Origin of the sequence: Agromyces sp. G08B096 (assembly GCF_040267705.1) — a bacterium.
In the GTDB taxonomy this organism is placed as follows: Bacteria; Actinomycetota; Actinomycetes; order Actinomycetales; family Microbacteriaceae; genus Agromyces.
This window is the reverse complement of the sequence record NZ_CP158374.1, coordinates 2,434,309-2,449,715: the sequence shown is the minus strand read 5'-3', so window position 1 is coordinate 2,449,715 and position 15,407 is coordinate 2,434,309. Positions and strand designations below refer to the sequence as shown.

15 protein-coding genes are annotated in these 15,407 nt (G+C 69.1%); 9 read left to right on the top strand and 6 right to left on the bottom strand.

Annotation, left to right across the window (positions count from 1 at the left end; translation table 11 throughout):
* Nucleotide 1: 1 nt before the first annotated feature.
* Nucleotides 2–577, top strand: a complete 576-nt coding sequence (locus ABIQ69_RS11915) for a PH domain-containing protein (protein WP_350347337.1) — start codon at nucleotides 2–4, stop codon at nucleotides 575–577.
* Between the two features lie 110 nt (nucleotides 578–687).
* Nucleotides 688–1,536, top strand: coding sequence for a DarT ssDNA thymidine ADP-ribosyltransferase family protein (locus ABIQ69_RS11910; protein WP_350347336.1), 849 nt, complete (start codon nucleotides 688–690; stop codon nucleotides 1,534–1,536).
* A 22-nt stretch (nucleotides 1,537–1,558) separates the two neighbouring features.
* On the opposite strand, the gene ABIQ69_RS11905 is transcribed toward ABIQ69_RS11910, so the two are convergent.
* On the bottom strand, nucleotides 1,559–2,158 hold the full coding sequence (locus ABIQ69_RS11905) for a GtrA family protein (RefSeq protein ID WP_350347335.1): 600 nt from the start codon (nucleotides 2,156–2,158) through the stop codon (nucleotides 1,559–1,561).
* A 110-nt stretch (nucleotides 2,159–2,268) separates the two neighbouring features.
* Here ABIQ69_RS11905 and ABIQ69_RS11900 point away from each other — a divergent pair, with 110 nt between their 5' ends.
* From ABIQ69_RS11900 to ABIQ69_RS11890, 3 genes are all read left to right on the top strand, one after another.
* The gene (locus ABIQ69_RS11900) at nucleotides 2,269–3,399 is read left to right on the top strand and encodes a 5-(carboxyamino)imidazole ribonucleotide synthase (protein ID WP_350347334.1); all 1,131 of its coding nucleotides are present in this window, start codon (nucleotides 2,269–2,271) and stop codon (nucleotides 3,397–3,399) included.
* Between the two features lie 85 nt (nucleotides 3,400–3,484).
* Nucleotides 3,485–3,952 carry a 5-(carboxyamino)imidazole ribonucleotide mutase gene (gene purE, locus ABIQ69_RS11895; protein ID WP_350350014.1) on the top strand — a complete coding sequence of 156 codons (468 nt, stop codon included), beginning with the start codon at nucleotides 3,485–3,487 and terminating at the stop codon, nucleotides 3,950–3,952.
* Nucleotides 3,949–5,313 carry an LCP family protein gene (locus ABIQ69_RS11890; protein WP_350347333.1) on the top strand — a complete coding sequence of 455 codons (1,365 nt, stop codon included), beginning with the start codon at nucleotides 3,949–3,951 and terminating at the stop codon, nucleotides 5,311–5,313. Before purE ends, ABIQ69_RS11890 begins: the two co-directional genes overlap by 4 nt.
* A gap of 67 nt (nucleotides 5,314–5,380) precedes the next feature.
* On the opposite strand, the gene ABIQ69_RS11885 is transcribed toward ABIQ69_RS11890, so the two are convergent.
* Together ABIQ69_RS11885 and ABIQ69_RS11880 are read right to left on the bottom strand one after the other, a co-directional pair.
* Complete coding sequence (locus ABIQ69_RS11885; protein WP_350347332.1) at nucleotides 5,381–6,517, bottom strand: glycosyltransferase family 1 protein; 1,137 nt, start codon at nucleotides 6,515–6,517, stop codon at nucleotides 5,381–5,383.
* A 15-nt stretch (nucleotides 6,518–6,532) separates the two neighbouring features.
* Nucleotides 6,533–7,444: a glycosyltransferase gene (locus ABIQ69_RS11880; protein WP_350347331.1), complete on the bottom strand. Its 912-nt coding sequence runs from the start codon at nucleotides 7,442–7,444 to the stop codon at nucleotides 6,533–6,535.
* Nucleotides 7,445–7,542: 98 nt separating this feature from the next.
* On the opposite strand from ABIQ69_RS11880, the gene ABIQ69_RS11875 reads away from it, so the two are divergent.
* Nucleotides 7,543–9,147: a glycosyltransferase gene (locus ABIQ69_RS11875; RefSeq protein ID WP_350347330.1), complete on the top strand. Its 1,605-nt coding sequence runs from the start codon at nucleotides 7,543–7,545 to the stop codon at nucleotides 9,145–9,147.
* 17 nt (nucleotides 9,148–9,164) lie between these two features.
* On the opposite strand, the gene rfbD is transcribed toward ABIQ69_RS11875, so the two are convergent.
* Both rfbD and rfbB read right to left on the bottom strand, forming a co-directional pair.
* Nucleotides 9,165–10,013 carry a dTDP-4-dehydrorhamnose reductase gene (rfbD, locus tag ABIQ69_RS11870; protein WP_350347329.1) on the bottom strand — a complete coding sequence of 283 codons (849 nt, stop codon included), beginning with the start codon at nucleotides 10,011–10,013 and terminating at the stop codon, nucleotides 9,165–9,167.
* Nucleotides 10,014–10,016: 3 nt separating this feature from the next.
* A complete protein-coding gene (gene rfbB, locus ABIQ69_RS11865; RefSeq protein ID WP_350347328.1) occupies nucleotides 10,017–11,015 on the bottom strand; it encodes a dTDP-glucose 4,6-dehydratase in 999 nt (332 codons plus the stop codon).
* Between the two features lie 79 nt (nucleotides 11,016–11,094).
* Here rfbB and rfbC point away from each other — a divergent pair, with 79 nt between their 5' ends.
* The 3 genes from rfbC (at nucleotide 11,095) to ABIQ69_RS11850 (ending at nucleotide 14,701) form a co-directional block, all read left to right on the top strand.
* Nucleotides 11,095–11,703 (top strand): dTDP-4-dehydrorhamnose 3,5-epimerase, encoded by a 609-nt coding sequence (gene rfbC, locus ABIQ69_RS11860; RefSeq protein WP_350347327.1) that lies wholly within the window; start codon nucleotides 11,095–11,097, stop codon nucleotides 11,701–11,703.
* A 5-nt stretch (nucleotides 11,704–11,708) separates the two neighbouring features.
* Entirely contained in the window at nucleotides 11,709–12,587 is an 879-nt protein-coding gene (gene rfbA, locus ABIQ69_RS11855; RefSeq protein ID WP_350347326.1) for a glucose-1-phosphate thymidylyltransferase RfbA, read from the top strand.
* Between the two features lie 293 nt (nucleotides 12,588–12,880).
* A complete protein-coding gene (locus ABIQ69_RS11850) occupies nucleotides 12,881–14,701 on the top strand; it encodes a cell wall-binding repeat-containing protein (protein ID WP_350347325.1) in 1,821 nt (606 codons plus the stop codon).
* Here ABIQ69_RS11850 and ABIQ69_RS11845 read toward each other — a convergent pair.
* A complete protein-coding gene (locus tag ABIQ69_RS11845; protein ID WP_350347324.1) occupies nucleotides 14,667–15,281 on the bottom strand; it encodes a hypothetical protein in 615 nt (204 codons plus the stop codon). The two genes, ABIQ69_RS11850 and ABIQ69_RS11845, sit on opposite strands and share 35 nt — an antisense overlap.
* Nucleotides 15,282–15,407 lie beyond the last annotated feature (126 nt).

Sequence of the window (15,407 nt, the reverse complement as noted above, 5' to 3'; positions counted from 1 at the left end):
TATGACCCCCGCCGCGAAGGCCGCCGAGACGGCGGCGCCCGGGGCGCCGCGAGCTGCGGCGCCCGAGCGCATCGTCGCGCGCGTCCGCCGTCACGGTCGGGTGCTGATCCTGCCCGCGCTCGTGCTCATCGCCGTGGCCGGCGTCTCCGTGTACGCGGTCTTCGCCGTGACGGACGTGTGGCCGCGCGTCGCGGTCGCGGGCGCCGCTCTGCTCGTGGTGCTGCTCGCGTGCGTCCTGCCGTTCCTGTCCTGGCTCACCAAGCGCACCACGATCACGACCCGGCGGATCATCCAGCGATCGGGCGTCTTCGTGCGGAGCCGGCGTGAACTGCTGCTCAGCCGCGGGTACGACCTCACGGTTCGCCAGACCCCCGGGCAGCGGATCTTCGGCTCGGGCGATGTGCGGATCAACACCGGCCATGAGCGGCCGTTCGTGCTCAGGGACGTGCCGCGTCCGGCGGCCGTGCAGGCCGCGCTCAACGAGCTCATGGGCGGGTCGCACTCGATCGTCGCCGAGCACCGGCGTGCCGAGCAGTCGATCGGCGAGGGCGACACCGTCATCTGGGGCGCGAGGTAGCGGCTCATCGGTCCGGGCGTCTTCCGGCGTCCGCCGGAGCGCTCGGGAGCGCGTACAGTGGTCGGGCGGTGCTCGCGTGAACCCGGCGCGAGCCGCGAGAGAGGTTCGACTTGGGCGAGTGCATCCACGGATTCGACGACGGCTTGTGCGCCATCTGCTTCCCCCCGAAGGCCCCGGAGCCCGACCCGCAGCCGGTGGTCGCCGCGCGCACGCGCGCTGCCCGGCCGGCCGGTGAGTCCGCCGCCCGCACGGCGGCGCGGGCCACGCGCACGCCGGCGCCGTCGAAGGGCGGGCGTCCGCTGACGGAACCGCCGGTGGACGCCGCGGCCATGCGCGTCTACCACCTGACGCACCTCGACAACTTGGCCCGCATCCTGGGATCCGGCGCGCTCCTCGCGGACGCCGGCTCGGTGCCCGCCGCACCCGTCGTGGATGTCGCCGCCCCCGCCGCACGCGAGTTCCGGCGACGCAGCGAGCTCGAGGGGTCGGGGGTCCCGATCGCCGCCTACGTGCCGTTCTTCCTCAGCACCGAGGCGCACCTCTGGACCTCGATCCGTGACGGCGAGCCCGACCCGCGGCTCGTCCCGGAGACCGAGGAGTCGCCCCGCTCGGCAGCGGACTTCGTCCTCCTGGTCAGCTCCGCCGGCCAGGCGGCCGGCGCCCGCGCCGCGGTCGACGGCCACGTCGCCGTGTCCACGGCGGACCTCGCCCTGCCCGGCGCCCAGGCTGCGGTCGGCTGGGCCGAGGGGGAGCGGCTGCTCCGCCGGCTCTCGGTCGCCGAGGACGGCCTCGCCTCCGGTGAGTTCCTCGTGCGCGACGAGGTGCCGCTCGAGCGGATCCAGCTCATCGCGGTCGCGAACGATCGCGTGCGCGACCGGGTCCGGGCGGCACTCACCGCCGTCGGCGTGAAGACGCGCGTCGCCGTGTACCCGCCCTGGTTCCTGCCGACGTCTGCGTGAGTGCCCGCCGGGCGCCCGCGGCTCAGGCCGTCGAACGGCGCTCGGCGCCGGATTCCGGGTCGCCTGGGTGCTGCTCGGGCTCCTCGAACAGCGAGCGCTGCGCCTCCTCGACCCTCGCGAGGTTCGACAGACCGTCGGCGCGGTGGTGCCCGTAAACCCAGAACCGGTACAGCAGGAACCGGAACGCCGTGCCGAGCCCGAGCCCGATCACGTTCGTGGCGATGTTGTCAGCCACGAGGCTCGTGAAGCCGAGGACGTGGTGGCTGATCCACAGGCACAGCAGCGAGATCGCCATGCCGCCGAGGGAGACGACGACGTACTCGGCGAACTCGCGCAGGTAGTTGCGTCGGCGGTGCCGACGGAAGGTCCAATAGCGGTTGCCGATCCAGTTGCACACGATCGCGACGCTCGTCGAGATGGTCTTCGCGCCGATCGCGGACTGCGCCCAGCCGTCGGCTCCGAACGCGCCGAGGCGGAGGGCGTTGAAGAGCGCCACATCGATGACGAGGCCGATGAGCCCGACGACGCCGAACTTCAGGGCGTACGCGATGAGCCCGTGCCACGCGCGTCGGAGGACGGCGGCGGCGCGCCCGCGCGGGCGCGCATCGACCTGCTGGCTCACCGGGCCATGATAGCCGCGCGGTGCCGCGCCTAGACTGGGAGCGCGGTGCGTTCGCGCCGCACGCCGGCGGGTCCGGCGACTTCCCACGAGCAGGAGAGCGGGGCGATCGGGTGCGGGTCGGAGTGATCGGCGGCGGACAGCTGGCGCGGATGATGATCCCCGCGGCGATCGAGCTCGGCGTGGATTTGCGCGTGCTCGCGGAGGCCGACGGAATGTCGGCCGCACTCGCGGCCGATCGGGTGGGCGACTACACGGATGCCTCGACGGTGCTCGACTTCGCCCGCGACGTCGACGTGATCACCTTCGACCACGAGCACGTGCCGCAGGACGTGCTCCGCGCGCTCGTCGACGCGGGTGTCGCGGTGCGACCCGGGCCGCACGCGCTCGCCGTCGCGCAGGACAAGCTCCTGATGCGCGAGCGGCTCTCCGAGCTGGGGCTCCCCGTGCCCGACTGGGCCCGGGTGCAGACGCCGGCGGACCTCGACGCCTTCATCGCGGCACACGGCGGCACCGCGGTCGTGAAGACGCCGCGCGGGGGATACGACGGCAAGGGCGTCCGCGTCGTGCGATCCGCCGCCGAGGTCGCCGAGTGGTTCGCCACCGTCGCGGAGGACGGCGGCGACGGCGCCCTGCTCGCCGAGGAGCTCGTCGACTTCCGTCGCGAGCTCGCCCAGCTCGTCGCCCGGCGCCCGAGCGGCGAGGTGGCCGCCTGGCCGCTCGTCGAGACGCTGCAGGTCGGCGGCGTGTGCAGCGAGGTCATCGCCCCCGCGCCGCACTCCGCGGGCAAGGTCGCCGACGTCGCGTGCGACATCGCCGTCGCGGTCGCCGAAGGGCTCGACGTCACCGGCGTGCTCGCCGTCGAGCTGTTCGAGACCACCGACGACCGCGTGCTGGTGAACGAGCTCGCGATGCGCCCGCACAACTCCGGCCACTGGTCGATGGACGGCTCCACCACCGGACAGTTCGAGCAGCACCTCCGGGCGGTGCTCGACCTCCCGCTCGGCGGCACGGGTACGTACGGCGCCTGGTCGGTCATGGTCAACATCCTCGGCGGGCCCGAAGAGGGCACGCTCGAGGAGCGCTACCCTGAGGCGCTCGCCGGGCACCCCACCGTCAAGCTGCACAACTACGGCAAGGCTCCGCGCCCCGGCCGGAAGGTCGGCCATGTGACCGCCGTCGGCGACGACCTCGACGAGGTGGTCTACGAGGCCCGGGCCGCCGCTGCCGTCTTCCAGGACTGAGTGGCGCTGCGGTCATCTCCCAGCGGCCAGCCCTACACTCGTTCGAGTGACTGAGACGAACCGCCCCCCGCTCGTCGGCGTCGTGATGGGATCCGACTCCGACTGGAACGTCATGCGCGAGGCATCCGAGCTGCTCGACCGGTTCGACATCGCGCACGAGGTGGAGGTCGTCTCGGCCCACCGCACACCCGACAAGATGATCGCCTACGGCAAGCAGGCCGCGGGCCGTGGCCTGCGCGTCATCATCGCGGGTGCGGGCGGCGCGGCCCACCTGCCCGGCATGCTCGCCTCGGTCACCACCCTCCCCGTCGTCGGCGTGCCGGTGCCGCTCGCCCGGCTCGACGGCCTCGACTCGCTCCTGTCCATCGTGCAGATGCCGGCGGGCATCCCAGTGGCCACCGTCTCGATCGGCGGTGCGAAGAACGCCGGTCTCATCGCGGCGCGCATCCTCGGGGCATCCGACCCCGGCCTCGCAGCCGCGCTCGCCACGTACGCCGACGAGCTCGCCGCTCTCGTCGAGGAGAAGAACGAGCGGCTGAAGCAGGCGCGATGAGCCTCGCCGCCAGCCCCATCCGGTTCCCGGACACCACCTCCCGCCCGCTCATGACGCGGCGGGCCTGGTGGCTCGTCGTGCTGAACTTCCTCATCCCGGGTGCGCCGCAGGTGCTCGCCGGGAATCGGCGACTCGGCCGGTTCGGCCTCGGGGCGACGCTCCTGCTCTGGACCCTCGCGGTCGCGGCCCTCGTGGTGTGGCTGCTCTGGCCGACGGTGCTGCTCACGGTCGCCACGAACAGCATCGCCCTCTGGGTCGTCGCGCTCGTCGCCGTCTTCTACGCGGTGCTGTGGGTCGTCCTCACGCTCGACACGCTGCGCCTGCTCCGCCTCGTGAAGACCGCGCCCGCCGCGCGCGGCTGGCTCGCGCTCGCGACCACCGCGCTCCTCGTGCTCGTTTCGGGCACCGCGGGCTACGCGGCGTACTTCGCCACGACGACCAGCGGGTTCCTCTCCTCGGTGTTCGTCGCCGGGCCGACCGAGCCGCCCGTCGACGGCCGGTACAACATCCTGCTGCTGGGCGGCGACGCCGGTCCCGACCGCGACGGCCTCCGCCCCGACAGCATCCGCGTGATGAGCATCGACGCCGAGACCGGGCAGGCCGTCACGATCGGCCTGCCCCGCAACATGGAGGACGTGCCCTTCAACGAGGACTCGCCGCTGTACCAGGTGTACCCCGAGGGCTACGGCTCGATCGACGGCTGCGAGGTGGACGCCTGCATGCTCAACTCGATCTACACCGAGGTGGAGCTGAAGAGCCCCGACATGTACCCGAACGCCGTCGCGGAGGGCTCCGAGCCCGGCATCGAGGCGATGCGCGACGCCGCAGAGGCCATCACTGGACTCGAGATCCAGTACTACGTCCTCATCGACATGGCCGGCTTCCAGCAGCTCATCGACTCCCTCGGCGGCGTGACGATCAACGTCCCCGAGGACGTGCCGATCCACGCCGACGAGACGTTCACGACCGTGGCGGAGTGGATTCCCGCCGGCGAGCAGCACCTCGACGGCTACCACGCGCTCTGGTACGCCCGTTCCCGGCACGGCACGAGCGACTACGACCGCATGGCGCGCCAGTTGCAGATCCAGGAGGCGGTGCTCGCGCAGTTCAACCCGGCGAACGTGCTCACCAAGTTCCAGGACGTCGCGGCCGCGGGCGCGCAGGTCGTGAAGACGGATGTCCCGCAGTCGATGCTGGGCTACTTCGTGAACCTCGCCGGCAAGACGAAGGAGCTGCCGATCGTCGACGTGGAGCTCGTGCCCGACAACGGCTTCGACCCCGAGGATCCCGACTACGAGTACGCCAGGCAGCTCGTGCAGCAGGCCGTCGCGCCTCCCGCGAGCGAGGAACCGGCGGAGTAGGCGACACCCTCGGAGTTGCCCGAGGACGCTGCGCCCGGCAGCGCGCAGCGGTCGGATTCTGGCGTGCTCAGAGGTCGGCGTGCAGCTGCCAGACGCGTTCGGCGGCGTCACGCCAGCTGAACGCCTTCGCGCGGTCCTGCCCGGCGATGCGGAGGCGCTCGACCAACGCGGGGTCTTCGGCGACGCGCGTGATCGCCGCAGCGAGGCGGTCGACGAAGCCGTCGCCGATGCCGATCGGCACCGAGAGGCCTGCGCCCGCGGCGACTTCGGCGTAAGCCGGGATGTCCGAGTGGATCACCGCTGCGCCGAGGCCGAAGGCCTCGATGAGCGCCGTGCCCGCCCCGTCCTCGTGACTCGGGGCGACGAACGCGAGCGCGCCAGCCAGCACCACCGCCAGGTCGGCGGCGTCGAGGTCGTCGAAGTGCTGCACCCGGTTGGCCGCGACGCCGTACTCCTCGGCGACGGTGGCGAGATGCTGCTCGCCCCAGCTGTCGGGCCCGATGACGACGATCGGGACCTGGGGCACGCCCGGCCGGCCGAGCGCCGCGAGCACGTCCACGAGGCCCTTCCGAGGCTCGAGCGTGCCGGGGACGACGAGGTAGTCGCGCGGGAGACCGAGGCGCGCCGACCGCTCCGACGCATCGGGCCCGAGCATCAGGCCCGACCTGGCCGCCGTCGGCACGACGCGGACACGATCGCCGAGATCGATCAGCTCGGCCAGCTGCTCGGCGAGGGCGTGCGTCGGCACCACCACGGCGTCGGCGTGCTTGCGCGCACGCTTCATGATGCCCTTCTGCCACGCCACGGAGGCCGCGCTCATCGCCTCGGGATGCGTCCACGCGAGCACGTCGTGCACGGTCACGACGGTCTGATCGCCCTGATCCCGCTGGTGTCGGCGGAGCGGGGCGAACAGGCTCGGAGCGTGGATGAACCCGCCGCCGGGCGACGTGGTCACCCCGAGCTGCCACGCGGCCGCGAGTTCGCGGCGCGCGAGCGACGTCTTATAGAGGTCGCTGAGCCCCGGGAGCTCCAGCCTGATCCGCTCGTAGTCGGACTCGGGAGAGGAGGAGACGATGCCCGCCACCTCGCAGCCCTCCGGCGCCGTCGCGATCAAGGCGCAGCCGAGGTCTGCCGTGTACCGGCCGAGCGCACCCGGAACGGGCGCGACGAGCTGGTCGACGATGAGGCGGAGGGTGGTGGTCACGTTAGGTCCTGAGGGTCAGGGTCGCGTGAGGTAGCGGCGGAGTCCGGCAGGGATCTGGCCACGGATACGAAGGTATCCATGCGCGGCGCCGACGAGAGTCGCCACGGCGTGTCGCCACCGCAGCGGGCCGCTGACGATGGCATCGACCGCGGGTCCGATCTGACGCTTCACGACGGCAAGCGCCCAGCGCGGGTGTTTCCGGGCTGAGCGGAAGACGAGGTCGATGTTGTTGCGGACGATGTAGTACTGCCGGAACGGCGAGTGGTACTGGTAGTCGTAGGTGCCGTTGCGATTGCGCAGGCGGAGTCCGAACGGGCGGAAGGGCACCATTTCCCCGAGCTCATGGCGGATGTCGGTGCCCGAAGCGATCCCGATCCGGAAGCCGTGGTCGCGGACGCGGATGCAGTACTCGGTGTCGACGCAGTCGATGACCAGTCGCTCGTCGAAGAGTCCAGCCTCTTCGACGACCCCGCGCCAGATCACGAACCCGGACTGGATGGCTTCCGGCACCAGCCCGATGCCCTCCGGCGAGGTCCAGGTCGGGAGCGAGGGCTGGCCGTTGACTCGGTCGGCGCAGACGATGCCGAGCCTGGTGACCGGGTTCGCACGAGCAAATGTCGAGAGGCACTCCTCCACGTAGCCGCGAGGCAGCTCGGTGTCCTGATCGGTCGTGACGATGTACTCGGCATCGTCGCGGAGCGCCGCGCCGATCCCGATGTTCAAGGCTCGCGCGATGCCGCTGTTCTGATCTAGCCGGATCACGGATGCACCGAGCGCGCTGAGCTCGCTGAGCACGGGCTCGGCGCCAGGGCCGGAACCATCGTCGATTACGATCAGACGGTCGACCTGCGTGATGAGCGCACGCATGTGCTGGACGACGTCGCGGTCGGGGTGGTAGCTCGGCACGACGGCGACGACACGCGGCACTTCCCATCGCTCCTTCCGGCCGGGGGGTGGCACATCGTTCGATCGGCCACCCAGATTAGAGTAGTTGATGGCCGTTCGGCGAAAGGACGACAGAGCTCTTGAACGAAGGCTGGCATTCGGCGCGCGAGGTCGAGATCGGGGAAGCTGAGCTCCACTGGGAGGCGGAGCTCGCACGTGTCGACCGCACCGTCGCCCTCGATGCGGCAGCGCGCTACGGGCTGGTGGCGGAGCATCCGCCGCTCACCTTCAAACGTCGGATCAGGGGCGGCGTCATGCGCCGGCTTCGTGCGACCGGTGCCACCGCCCTCGCGAAGAAGGCGATTCGTCGCGCCAAGCGAGAGGCCTGGCGGGCTCGACAGCGGGGGGCAGCTCCCGCCATCGGGTCCACACTCGTCCGAGTCGCCTCGGTACCCGAGACCGCCGTGGAAGGCGCGCAGCTACTCGCCTCCGCAACCGAACCGCTTCTCGCCCTCGTGCGCCCAGGCGCCCGGCTCGCGCCCGATGCGATCCGTGCAATCGAACAGGCCGCGCTCGAACACCCCGAGGCCGAGGTGTTCTTCGGAGATTCCCGCAGCCCGAGCGGCGTTCCGCGCCCCGCCGCCGACTACTCCGTGTTCCGCCTGCGCGAAATCGACGACCTCGGACCAGTCGTGGTCGTCGTGGCCGCCGCGCTTCGTGAGCGAGGCGGGTTCCGTGCTGACGCCGACGGTGCTCAGCTGCTGGATCTCCTGCTCGGTACCGACGCTGCCAAGATCGTGCGCGTGCCGCACGATCTCGGGATCGGTGCGGGCGTGGACCTTCCCTCGGGCGACCGAGCTGCGCGTGCCGCGGCGGTGCTCGAGGAACGCCTGCGGTGGGAGGGTGTCGATGCTGGCATCGCGCTCGGCGGGGGGGTCCGCGAGGTCGTCTACCGGCCGAAAGGGGAGCCGCTCGTCTCGATCATCATCCCGACCCGCGGCGGCCGCGACCGCATCGCCGGACGTGATCGCGCCTTCGTCGTCGATGCCGTGCGCGGCATCGTTCAACGCACGACTTGGCGCCGCTACGAGATCATCGTCGTAGCCGACGACCCCACCCCCCAGGAGGTCATCGACGCGCTCGACGAGGTCGCCGGCGATCGCCTCCGCCTCGTCAGATGGAGCGAGCCGTTCAACTTCAGCGCAAAGATGAACCGAGGCGCGGCCATCGCGCAGGGCGAGTTTCTGCTCATGCTGAATGACGACGTGGAACTGCTCACCCCCGACTGGCTCGACCAGATGGTCGGCGTCGCGCAGCAGCCCGAGGTCGGCATGGTCGGCAGCGCCCTCTATTTCGAGGACGGGTCGATCCAGCATCTCGGTCACCGGTACGAGCGCGGTGCCGCCGGCCACGTGGGGTTCGGGCTCATGCCGGGCGCCCTCGTCGACCCGGCGCTGCTCAGCGCTACCCGTGAGGTTTCGGGGGTCACGGCGGCGTGCGCCATGGTCCCGGCGTCCCTCTTCATGAAGGTCGGCGGCTTCAGTCGCGAGTTCGCGGGAAACTACAACGACGTCGACCTCGCGCAGAAGATCGGAGACCGGGGGCACCGCATCCTCGTTCTCGGGCGCGTCAAGCTCTACCACTTCGAGTCGCGCACACGGGACGCGAAGGTGCTGCCGCACGAGACGGATCTTCTGCACGCCAGGTGGGGTGGGCGGTTGCAGCACGACCGGTTCTCGCGCTGAGCCGGGCCGGCGGCGGTTCAGGCCGTGAAGACGCCGGCCTCCGTTGCAGCCGTGAGCGCTTCACGCCAGTCCCGCATCGGCGCGAGCCCGGCGCGGAACCACGCGTCGTGTCCGAGCACCGAGTACGCCGGGCGAGGCGCGGGTCGCACGAACGCCGAGCTGTCGGTCGGCGTGATGCGATCGGGATCGAGCCCGGCCTCCTCGAGCACTGCACGCGCGAAGCCGAACCAGCTCACCTGCCCTCGGTTCGTGCCGTGGTAGATGCCCGCTGGCGCATCGGTATCGAGGAGCGCGACGATCTGGCGAGCGAGGTCACCCGTCCAGGTCGGCTGGCCGACCTGGTCATCGACGACCGACCATGTGTCCTTGGTCTCAGCCAGTTTCAGCATGGTCTTCGCGAAGTTCGGCCCGTGCGCGCCGTAGAGCCACGCCGTACGCACCACGAACGTGGCGCCTGGATTCGCTTCGAGCGCGAGTCGCTCACCGGCGGCCTTCGTCCGGCCGTAGGCCGAGATGGGAGCATGCGGCCCGTTTTCGGGGTATGGCGACGTCGCGCTGCCGTCGAACACGTAGTCCGTCGACACCTGCACGAGCCGCGCCTGCGCGGCGGCCGCGGCGATGGAGAGGTTGGCGGCGCCGATCGCGTTGACTGCGTACGCTTCGTCCTCGTGCGTTTCCGCATCGTCGACCTTCGTATACGCGGCGGCGTTGATCACGACGTCGTGACCATCGACGGCTTCGCGCGCCGCGGAGGCATCCGTCACGTCCAGGTCGGCTCGGCCGAGTGCGGTGACCTCGCGATCGCTCAGCGCGGCCTGCAGGTCTCGGCCGAGCATTCCGGATGCGCCGGTGATGAGGACCTTCATCGGCTAGTGGCCCTGCTCGCGGTAGCGTGCCTCGGTCGCGTCCTTCTGCGGCGCCCACCAGTCCTCGTGCTCGCGGTACCAGCGAATGGTGTCGGCGAGGCCCGCCGCGAAGTCGCCGAACCGCGGCTCCCAGCCCAACTCGGTGCGCAGCTTGGTCGAGTCGATCGCATAGCGGAGATCGTGGCCCGGTCGATCGGTGACGTGGTCGTACGCGTCGGCCGGCTGCCCGAGCTCGGTGAGGATCTGCTCCACGACCTCCTTGTTGTTCTTCTCTCCGTCCGCGCCGATGAGATAGATCTCACCGATGACGCCGTTCTCGAGAATTGTGAGGACGGCGGAGGAGTGGTCGTTGGCGTGGATCCAGTCGCGGACATTCTCGCCGGCGCCGTAGAGCTTGGGCCGCTCGCCGCGCAGGACGTTCGTGATCTGTCGCGGGATGAACTTCTCCACGTGCTGGTACGGCCCGTAGTTGTTCGAGCAGTTCGAGATCGTGGCCTGGAGTCCGAACGAGCGCACCCATGCCCGCACGAGGAGGTCGCTGCCGGCCTTGGTCGAGGAATAGGGGCTCGACGGGTTGTACGGCGTCTGCTCGGTGAAACGTGCCGGGTCGTCGAGCTCCAGGTCGCCGTAGACCTCGTCGGTCGAGATGTGGTGGAAGCGGGTGCCGTGCCGGCGAGCCGCCTCGATCAGCGTGTACGTGCCGATGATGTTCGTGTCGAGGAACGGCCGGGGATCGGCGAGCGAGTTGTCGTTGTGGCTCTCGGCGGCGTAATGCACGACGGCGTCGTGCTCGGCGATGAGCGAGTCGACGAGCCCGGCGTCGGCGATGTCGCCCTTCACGAACCGGAAGCGGTCCTCGGGCAGCCCGTCGAGCGAGGCCAGGTTCCCGGCATACGTCAGCTTGTCGAGCACCGTCACGGAGTGGTCGGTGTTCGCGAGCACGTAGTGAACGAAGTTGGAGCCGATGAAACCGGCTCCGCCGGTGACGAGGAGGTTTGACACCCCGACATCCTATCCGGCGGCGCGCAAGACCCCTTGCGCACTATGAGAGGGCCTTGCCGTCGGTTGCTACACTCTCGGGGTGCAGATCCGCGAACTGAAGATCCCCGACAGCTACGAGATCACCCCGAAACAGTTCGGCGACGACCGCGGCGTCTTCCTGGAGTGGTACCGATTCGATCGGCTGGAGCAGGCGATCGGACACCCGCTGCGACTCGAGCAGGCGAACACTTCGGTCTCCAAGCGCGGGGTAGTGCGAGGCATTCATTTCGCCGACATCCCGCCCAGCCAGGCCAAGTATGTCACTGCGACCCATGGCGCGGTCCTGGACTTCGTCATCGATATCCGAGTTGGTTCGCCGACCTTCGGACAGTGGGATTCCGTGCTCCTCGATGACGTCGACCGAAGGGCGATCTACATCGCCGAGGGGCTCGGGCACTGCTTCATCGCGCTCACCGATGACGCGACCGTCAGCTACCTCGTGACTTCGACGTTCAACGCCGAACGCGAGCACGGTATCGACCCGCTCGACCCCGGCGTCGGCCTGGAGTTCCCGATCGACGAAGCCCATCTGGTGCTCTCGCCGAAGGACACGGACGCGCCGAGTCTCGCTGAGGCCGCAGAGGCGGGTGTGCTCCCGACGTGGGACGCCGCACGCGCGTTCTATCGCTCGCTGAACGAAGGAAGATAACCTCGATGCGCGGCATCATTCTCGCCGGCGGATCCGGCACTCGGCTGTGGCCGATCACCAAGGGCATCTCCAAGCAGCTGATGCCGATCTACGACAAGCCGATGATCTACTACCCGTTGTCGACGCTCATGATGGCCGGCATCAACGAAATCCTGATCATCACCACCCCTGAGTACAACGACCAGTTCAGGGCGCTGCTCGGTGACGGCTCGCAGCTCGGCATCCGCCTCGAGTATGCCGTGCAGCCTTCGCCCGATGGCCTTGCCCAGGCGTTCATCATCGGCGAGGAGTTCATCGGTGACGAGTCCGTAGCCCTGGTGCTCGGTGACAATATCTTCCATGGCTCCGGACTCGGGTCGGCGCTTCGCGCCCACAACGATGTGAACGGTGCGCTCATCTTCGCCTACGAGGTCGTAGACCCCACGGCGTACGGTGTCGTCGAATTCGACGAGTCGTTCGCGGCGGTGTCGATCGAGGAGAAGCCCGCTGAGCCGAAGAGCAATTTTGCGGTACCTGGTCTGTATTTCTACGACAACAGGGTCGTTGAAGTCGCGAAGACGATCGAACCCAGCACTCGCGGTGAGCTGGAGATCAGTTCGGTCAACGATTGGTACCTCCGGGACGGATCGCTCAAGGTCCAAGTGCTTGATCGCGGCACGGCGTGGCTCGACACAGGCACGTTCGAGTCGATGATGCAGGCGTCCGAGTACGTGCGGGTGATCGAGGACCGGCAGGGGTTCAAGGTCGGATGCATCGAGGAGGTCGCCTGGAGGGCCGGATGGATCGACGACGCCGGGCTCCGAGCGCTCGCTGCACCGCTGCGGAAGAGCGGGTACGGATCGTATCTCGAGCGGCTCGCGAATTCCGGTACGAAGCGGCGTTGAGCGCTCGTCGGTGAGCGCCTGACTCTCCCGACCAAGAACGCACGACGGTCGGGACGCATGACACGCCAGAATGCAGTCGCGCGTCGCGACCGGAAACCGGTAGCGTCGAGCGAGTGGGGGAAACACGAACGGCATTGCTCTCCGCTGCGCTGATCGCAGCGATCACCTTGGCGGTCCAGCCGCTCGCCGCTGTCGCGGCGCCGGCGCCATCATCCAACTTGGCTAGTGCCGCTTCCTCGGCGACGGCGCACACCGCAGCCGGCTCGTCGGCCCGATTCGAGACGGACCAGGCTATGGGCGAGCCCGAGGATCCAGCCGCGCCGACCGAGAGTCCTGTGCCGACCGAGACCCCTGGGCCGACCGAGACACCCCTGCCGACGGCCGAACCGATACAGGGCGAGCCAGGTGAGGGCACCGAACCGCAGGCCTCAGAGCCGGCCGGCCCCTCGATCCAGCCAGCTCCGCCCCTGGTCGACGCGGGTTCCGCGAAGGCGGAGCTGTTCACCGCGGCCGCCGCGCCAACGTTCTCACCGGGCAACTTGATCAGTGACTTCAACTTCTTCAACTCCTGGGCGATGACCGAGGCTGAGATTCAAGCGTTTCTCCAGTCCAAGGTCGGCAGTTGTGCGAATTCGAACTGTCTCGCCGCGCTCCGTATCGATACGCCGAACGCATCATGGTCGTTCGGTACATGTTCTCCGTATTCCGGGGCACCCGGCGAGAGCGCCGCCCGGATCATCTACAAAGTCCAACGGGCGTGCGGCCTCAGCGCCAAGGTCATCCTGGTCACCCTGCAGAAGGAGCAGGGCCTCATCACCAAGTCAGCGCCCACGTCGCTCGAACTCCGCAAGGCGATGGGCATGGGATGTCCGGATACCAGTGTCTGCGATTCCCAGTACTACGGGTTCTTCAACCAGGTTTACGCCGCTGCCAGGCAACTCACGTGGTACACGAACCCCGGCAGTTCCATGTACCAGAGCGGCAAGTACGCGGTGGGCCAGGTCAGGCCGATCCAATACCACCCGAACACCGCCTGCGGCGCACCGGGGGTGTACATCAGCAATATCGCGACGGCGGCCCTGTACTGGTACACCCCGTATCAGCCGAACGCCGCCTCGCTCGCGGCGGGCTGGGGTGCCAGCAGCGATCCGTGCGCTTCCTACGGAAACCGCAACTTCTGGAATTACTACAACGCGTGGTTCGGCAACCCGACGACCGCGCCCAACCCGGCTGCCACTCGACTAGGCGGGGCGGACCGATTCGACACCGCGGTCAGCATCTCGAAGTCGTCGTACCCGACCACGGCGCCGATCGTCTACGTCACGACCGGAGGAAACTACCCTGACGCCCTCGCTGCCGGTGGGGCGGCCGCGGTACAGGGAGGACCCCTACTCCTGACGGATCCCGGTTATGTCCCGGCGGCGACGACCGCCGAGTTGCAGCGGCTCAAGCCCTCCTCGATCGTGTTGGTCGGCGGACCTGCCGCAGTGAGTCCTGCTGTGCAGTCCGAGCTGTCAAAGCTCGCGCCGGTGACCCGCATCGCCGGGGCGGACCGATACGAGACGGCGAAGCTCGTGGCACAGCGGGCGTTCGGGTCAGCGACGACGGCCTATCTCGCCACCGGCATGGACTTTCCTGACGCGCTGTCGGCCAGTGCTGCGGCCGGCGCGCAGCGCGTGCCGGTCCTGCTCACCAACGGCGCTCTTCCGGCGGTGGATCCTGTCACGATCACCACCTTGCGAACGCTCGGCATCACGAGCGTCAAGCTCGTGGGTGGCACCGCCGCGATTTCGGCTGGGGTCGAGCAGGGACTCGTCGCGGCGGGCATCACCGTGCAGCGACTCGCCGGTCCGGACCGCTATCGCACCAGTGTGGCCATCAACCGGGACGCCTTCCCGAATGCCGCAAGGATGTATGTCGCGACGGGCGTCTCCTTCCCGGATGCACTCGCGGGCTCGGCGGCCGCCGGGAAGTCGCGTGCTCCGCTCTATGTCTCGTTCGCCGACTGCGTGGCGCCGGAGCTGCGCGAGGACGCAGTGAAGGCATCCTCGCTCATGCTGCTCGGTGGACCAGAAGTGATCACGGACCGAGTCGCTTACCTCGCCGTGTGCTGACCGCGGGCAGTCGATCGAGATAGATGCGGAACTCGTCCTTGAGGTCCGCGAGCGCCGGAAATTGATTCGACTCATGCAGCACGAACTCGACCGGTGTCTCGACCTTGCGTAGCGACCAGCCGTGTCGTCGGGCCCATGAACTCAGCCACTGGTCCTCGAGGAACGCAAAACGCAGCGGCAGGGTCGTGAAGAAACGATCGTCGTCGACGAGCTGCATGTCGCATACCGAGCCGCCCGTTCCCACATAGTCGGCCTCCTCGCCGACTGCTGCCGGGACGCGGTCCCAATGTGAGCCCAGGTACCGCCAGGCCCACAGCCCGGCGTAGATTCGTGGGCCCGCCGACGCGAGCATGTCGTCGGCGAAGGACGGCGTCACGTCCTCGTCGTCGTCGAGCATGATGAAGACCGGTGAAGACGATCCCGTACGCCTGGCGTGCCGAGCGAGGAAGAACCGCGCGAAGCCGCCCAGGTTTGCATCGCTTACGTGGTACTCGACACTCTGAAGTGAACCGTCGCGCCGGTACGCCGCGATCGCCGCCCGGTAGATTGCGTCGTGGTCCGGTTGGTTGTTCCAGAGCATCAGCCGGATACCGCGTGACGATGTCTGTGCGTCGAGCTGGGCGAGGACTGCGTCAATGCGCTGAGGGCGGTTCCAAAGGCACATGATCACCGGTAGGGCGTCGGCCGCGGGGGTGCCTTGCAGGAC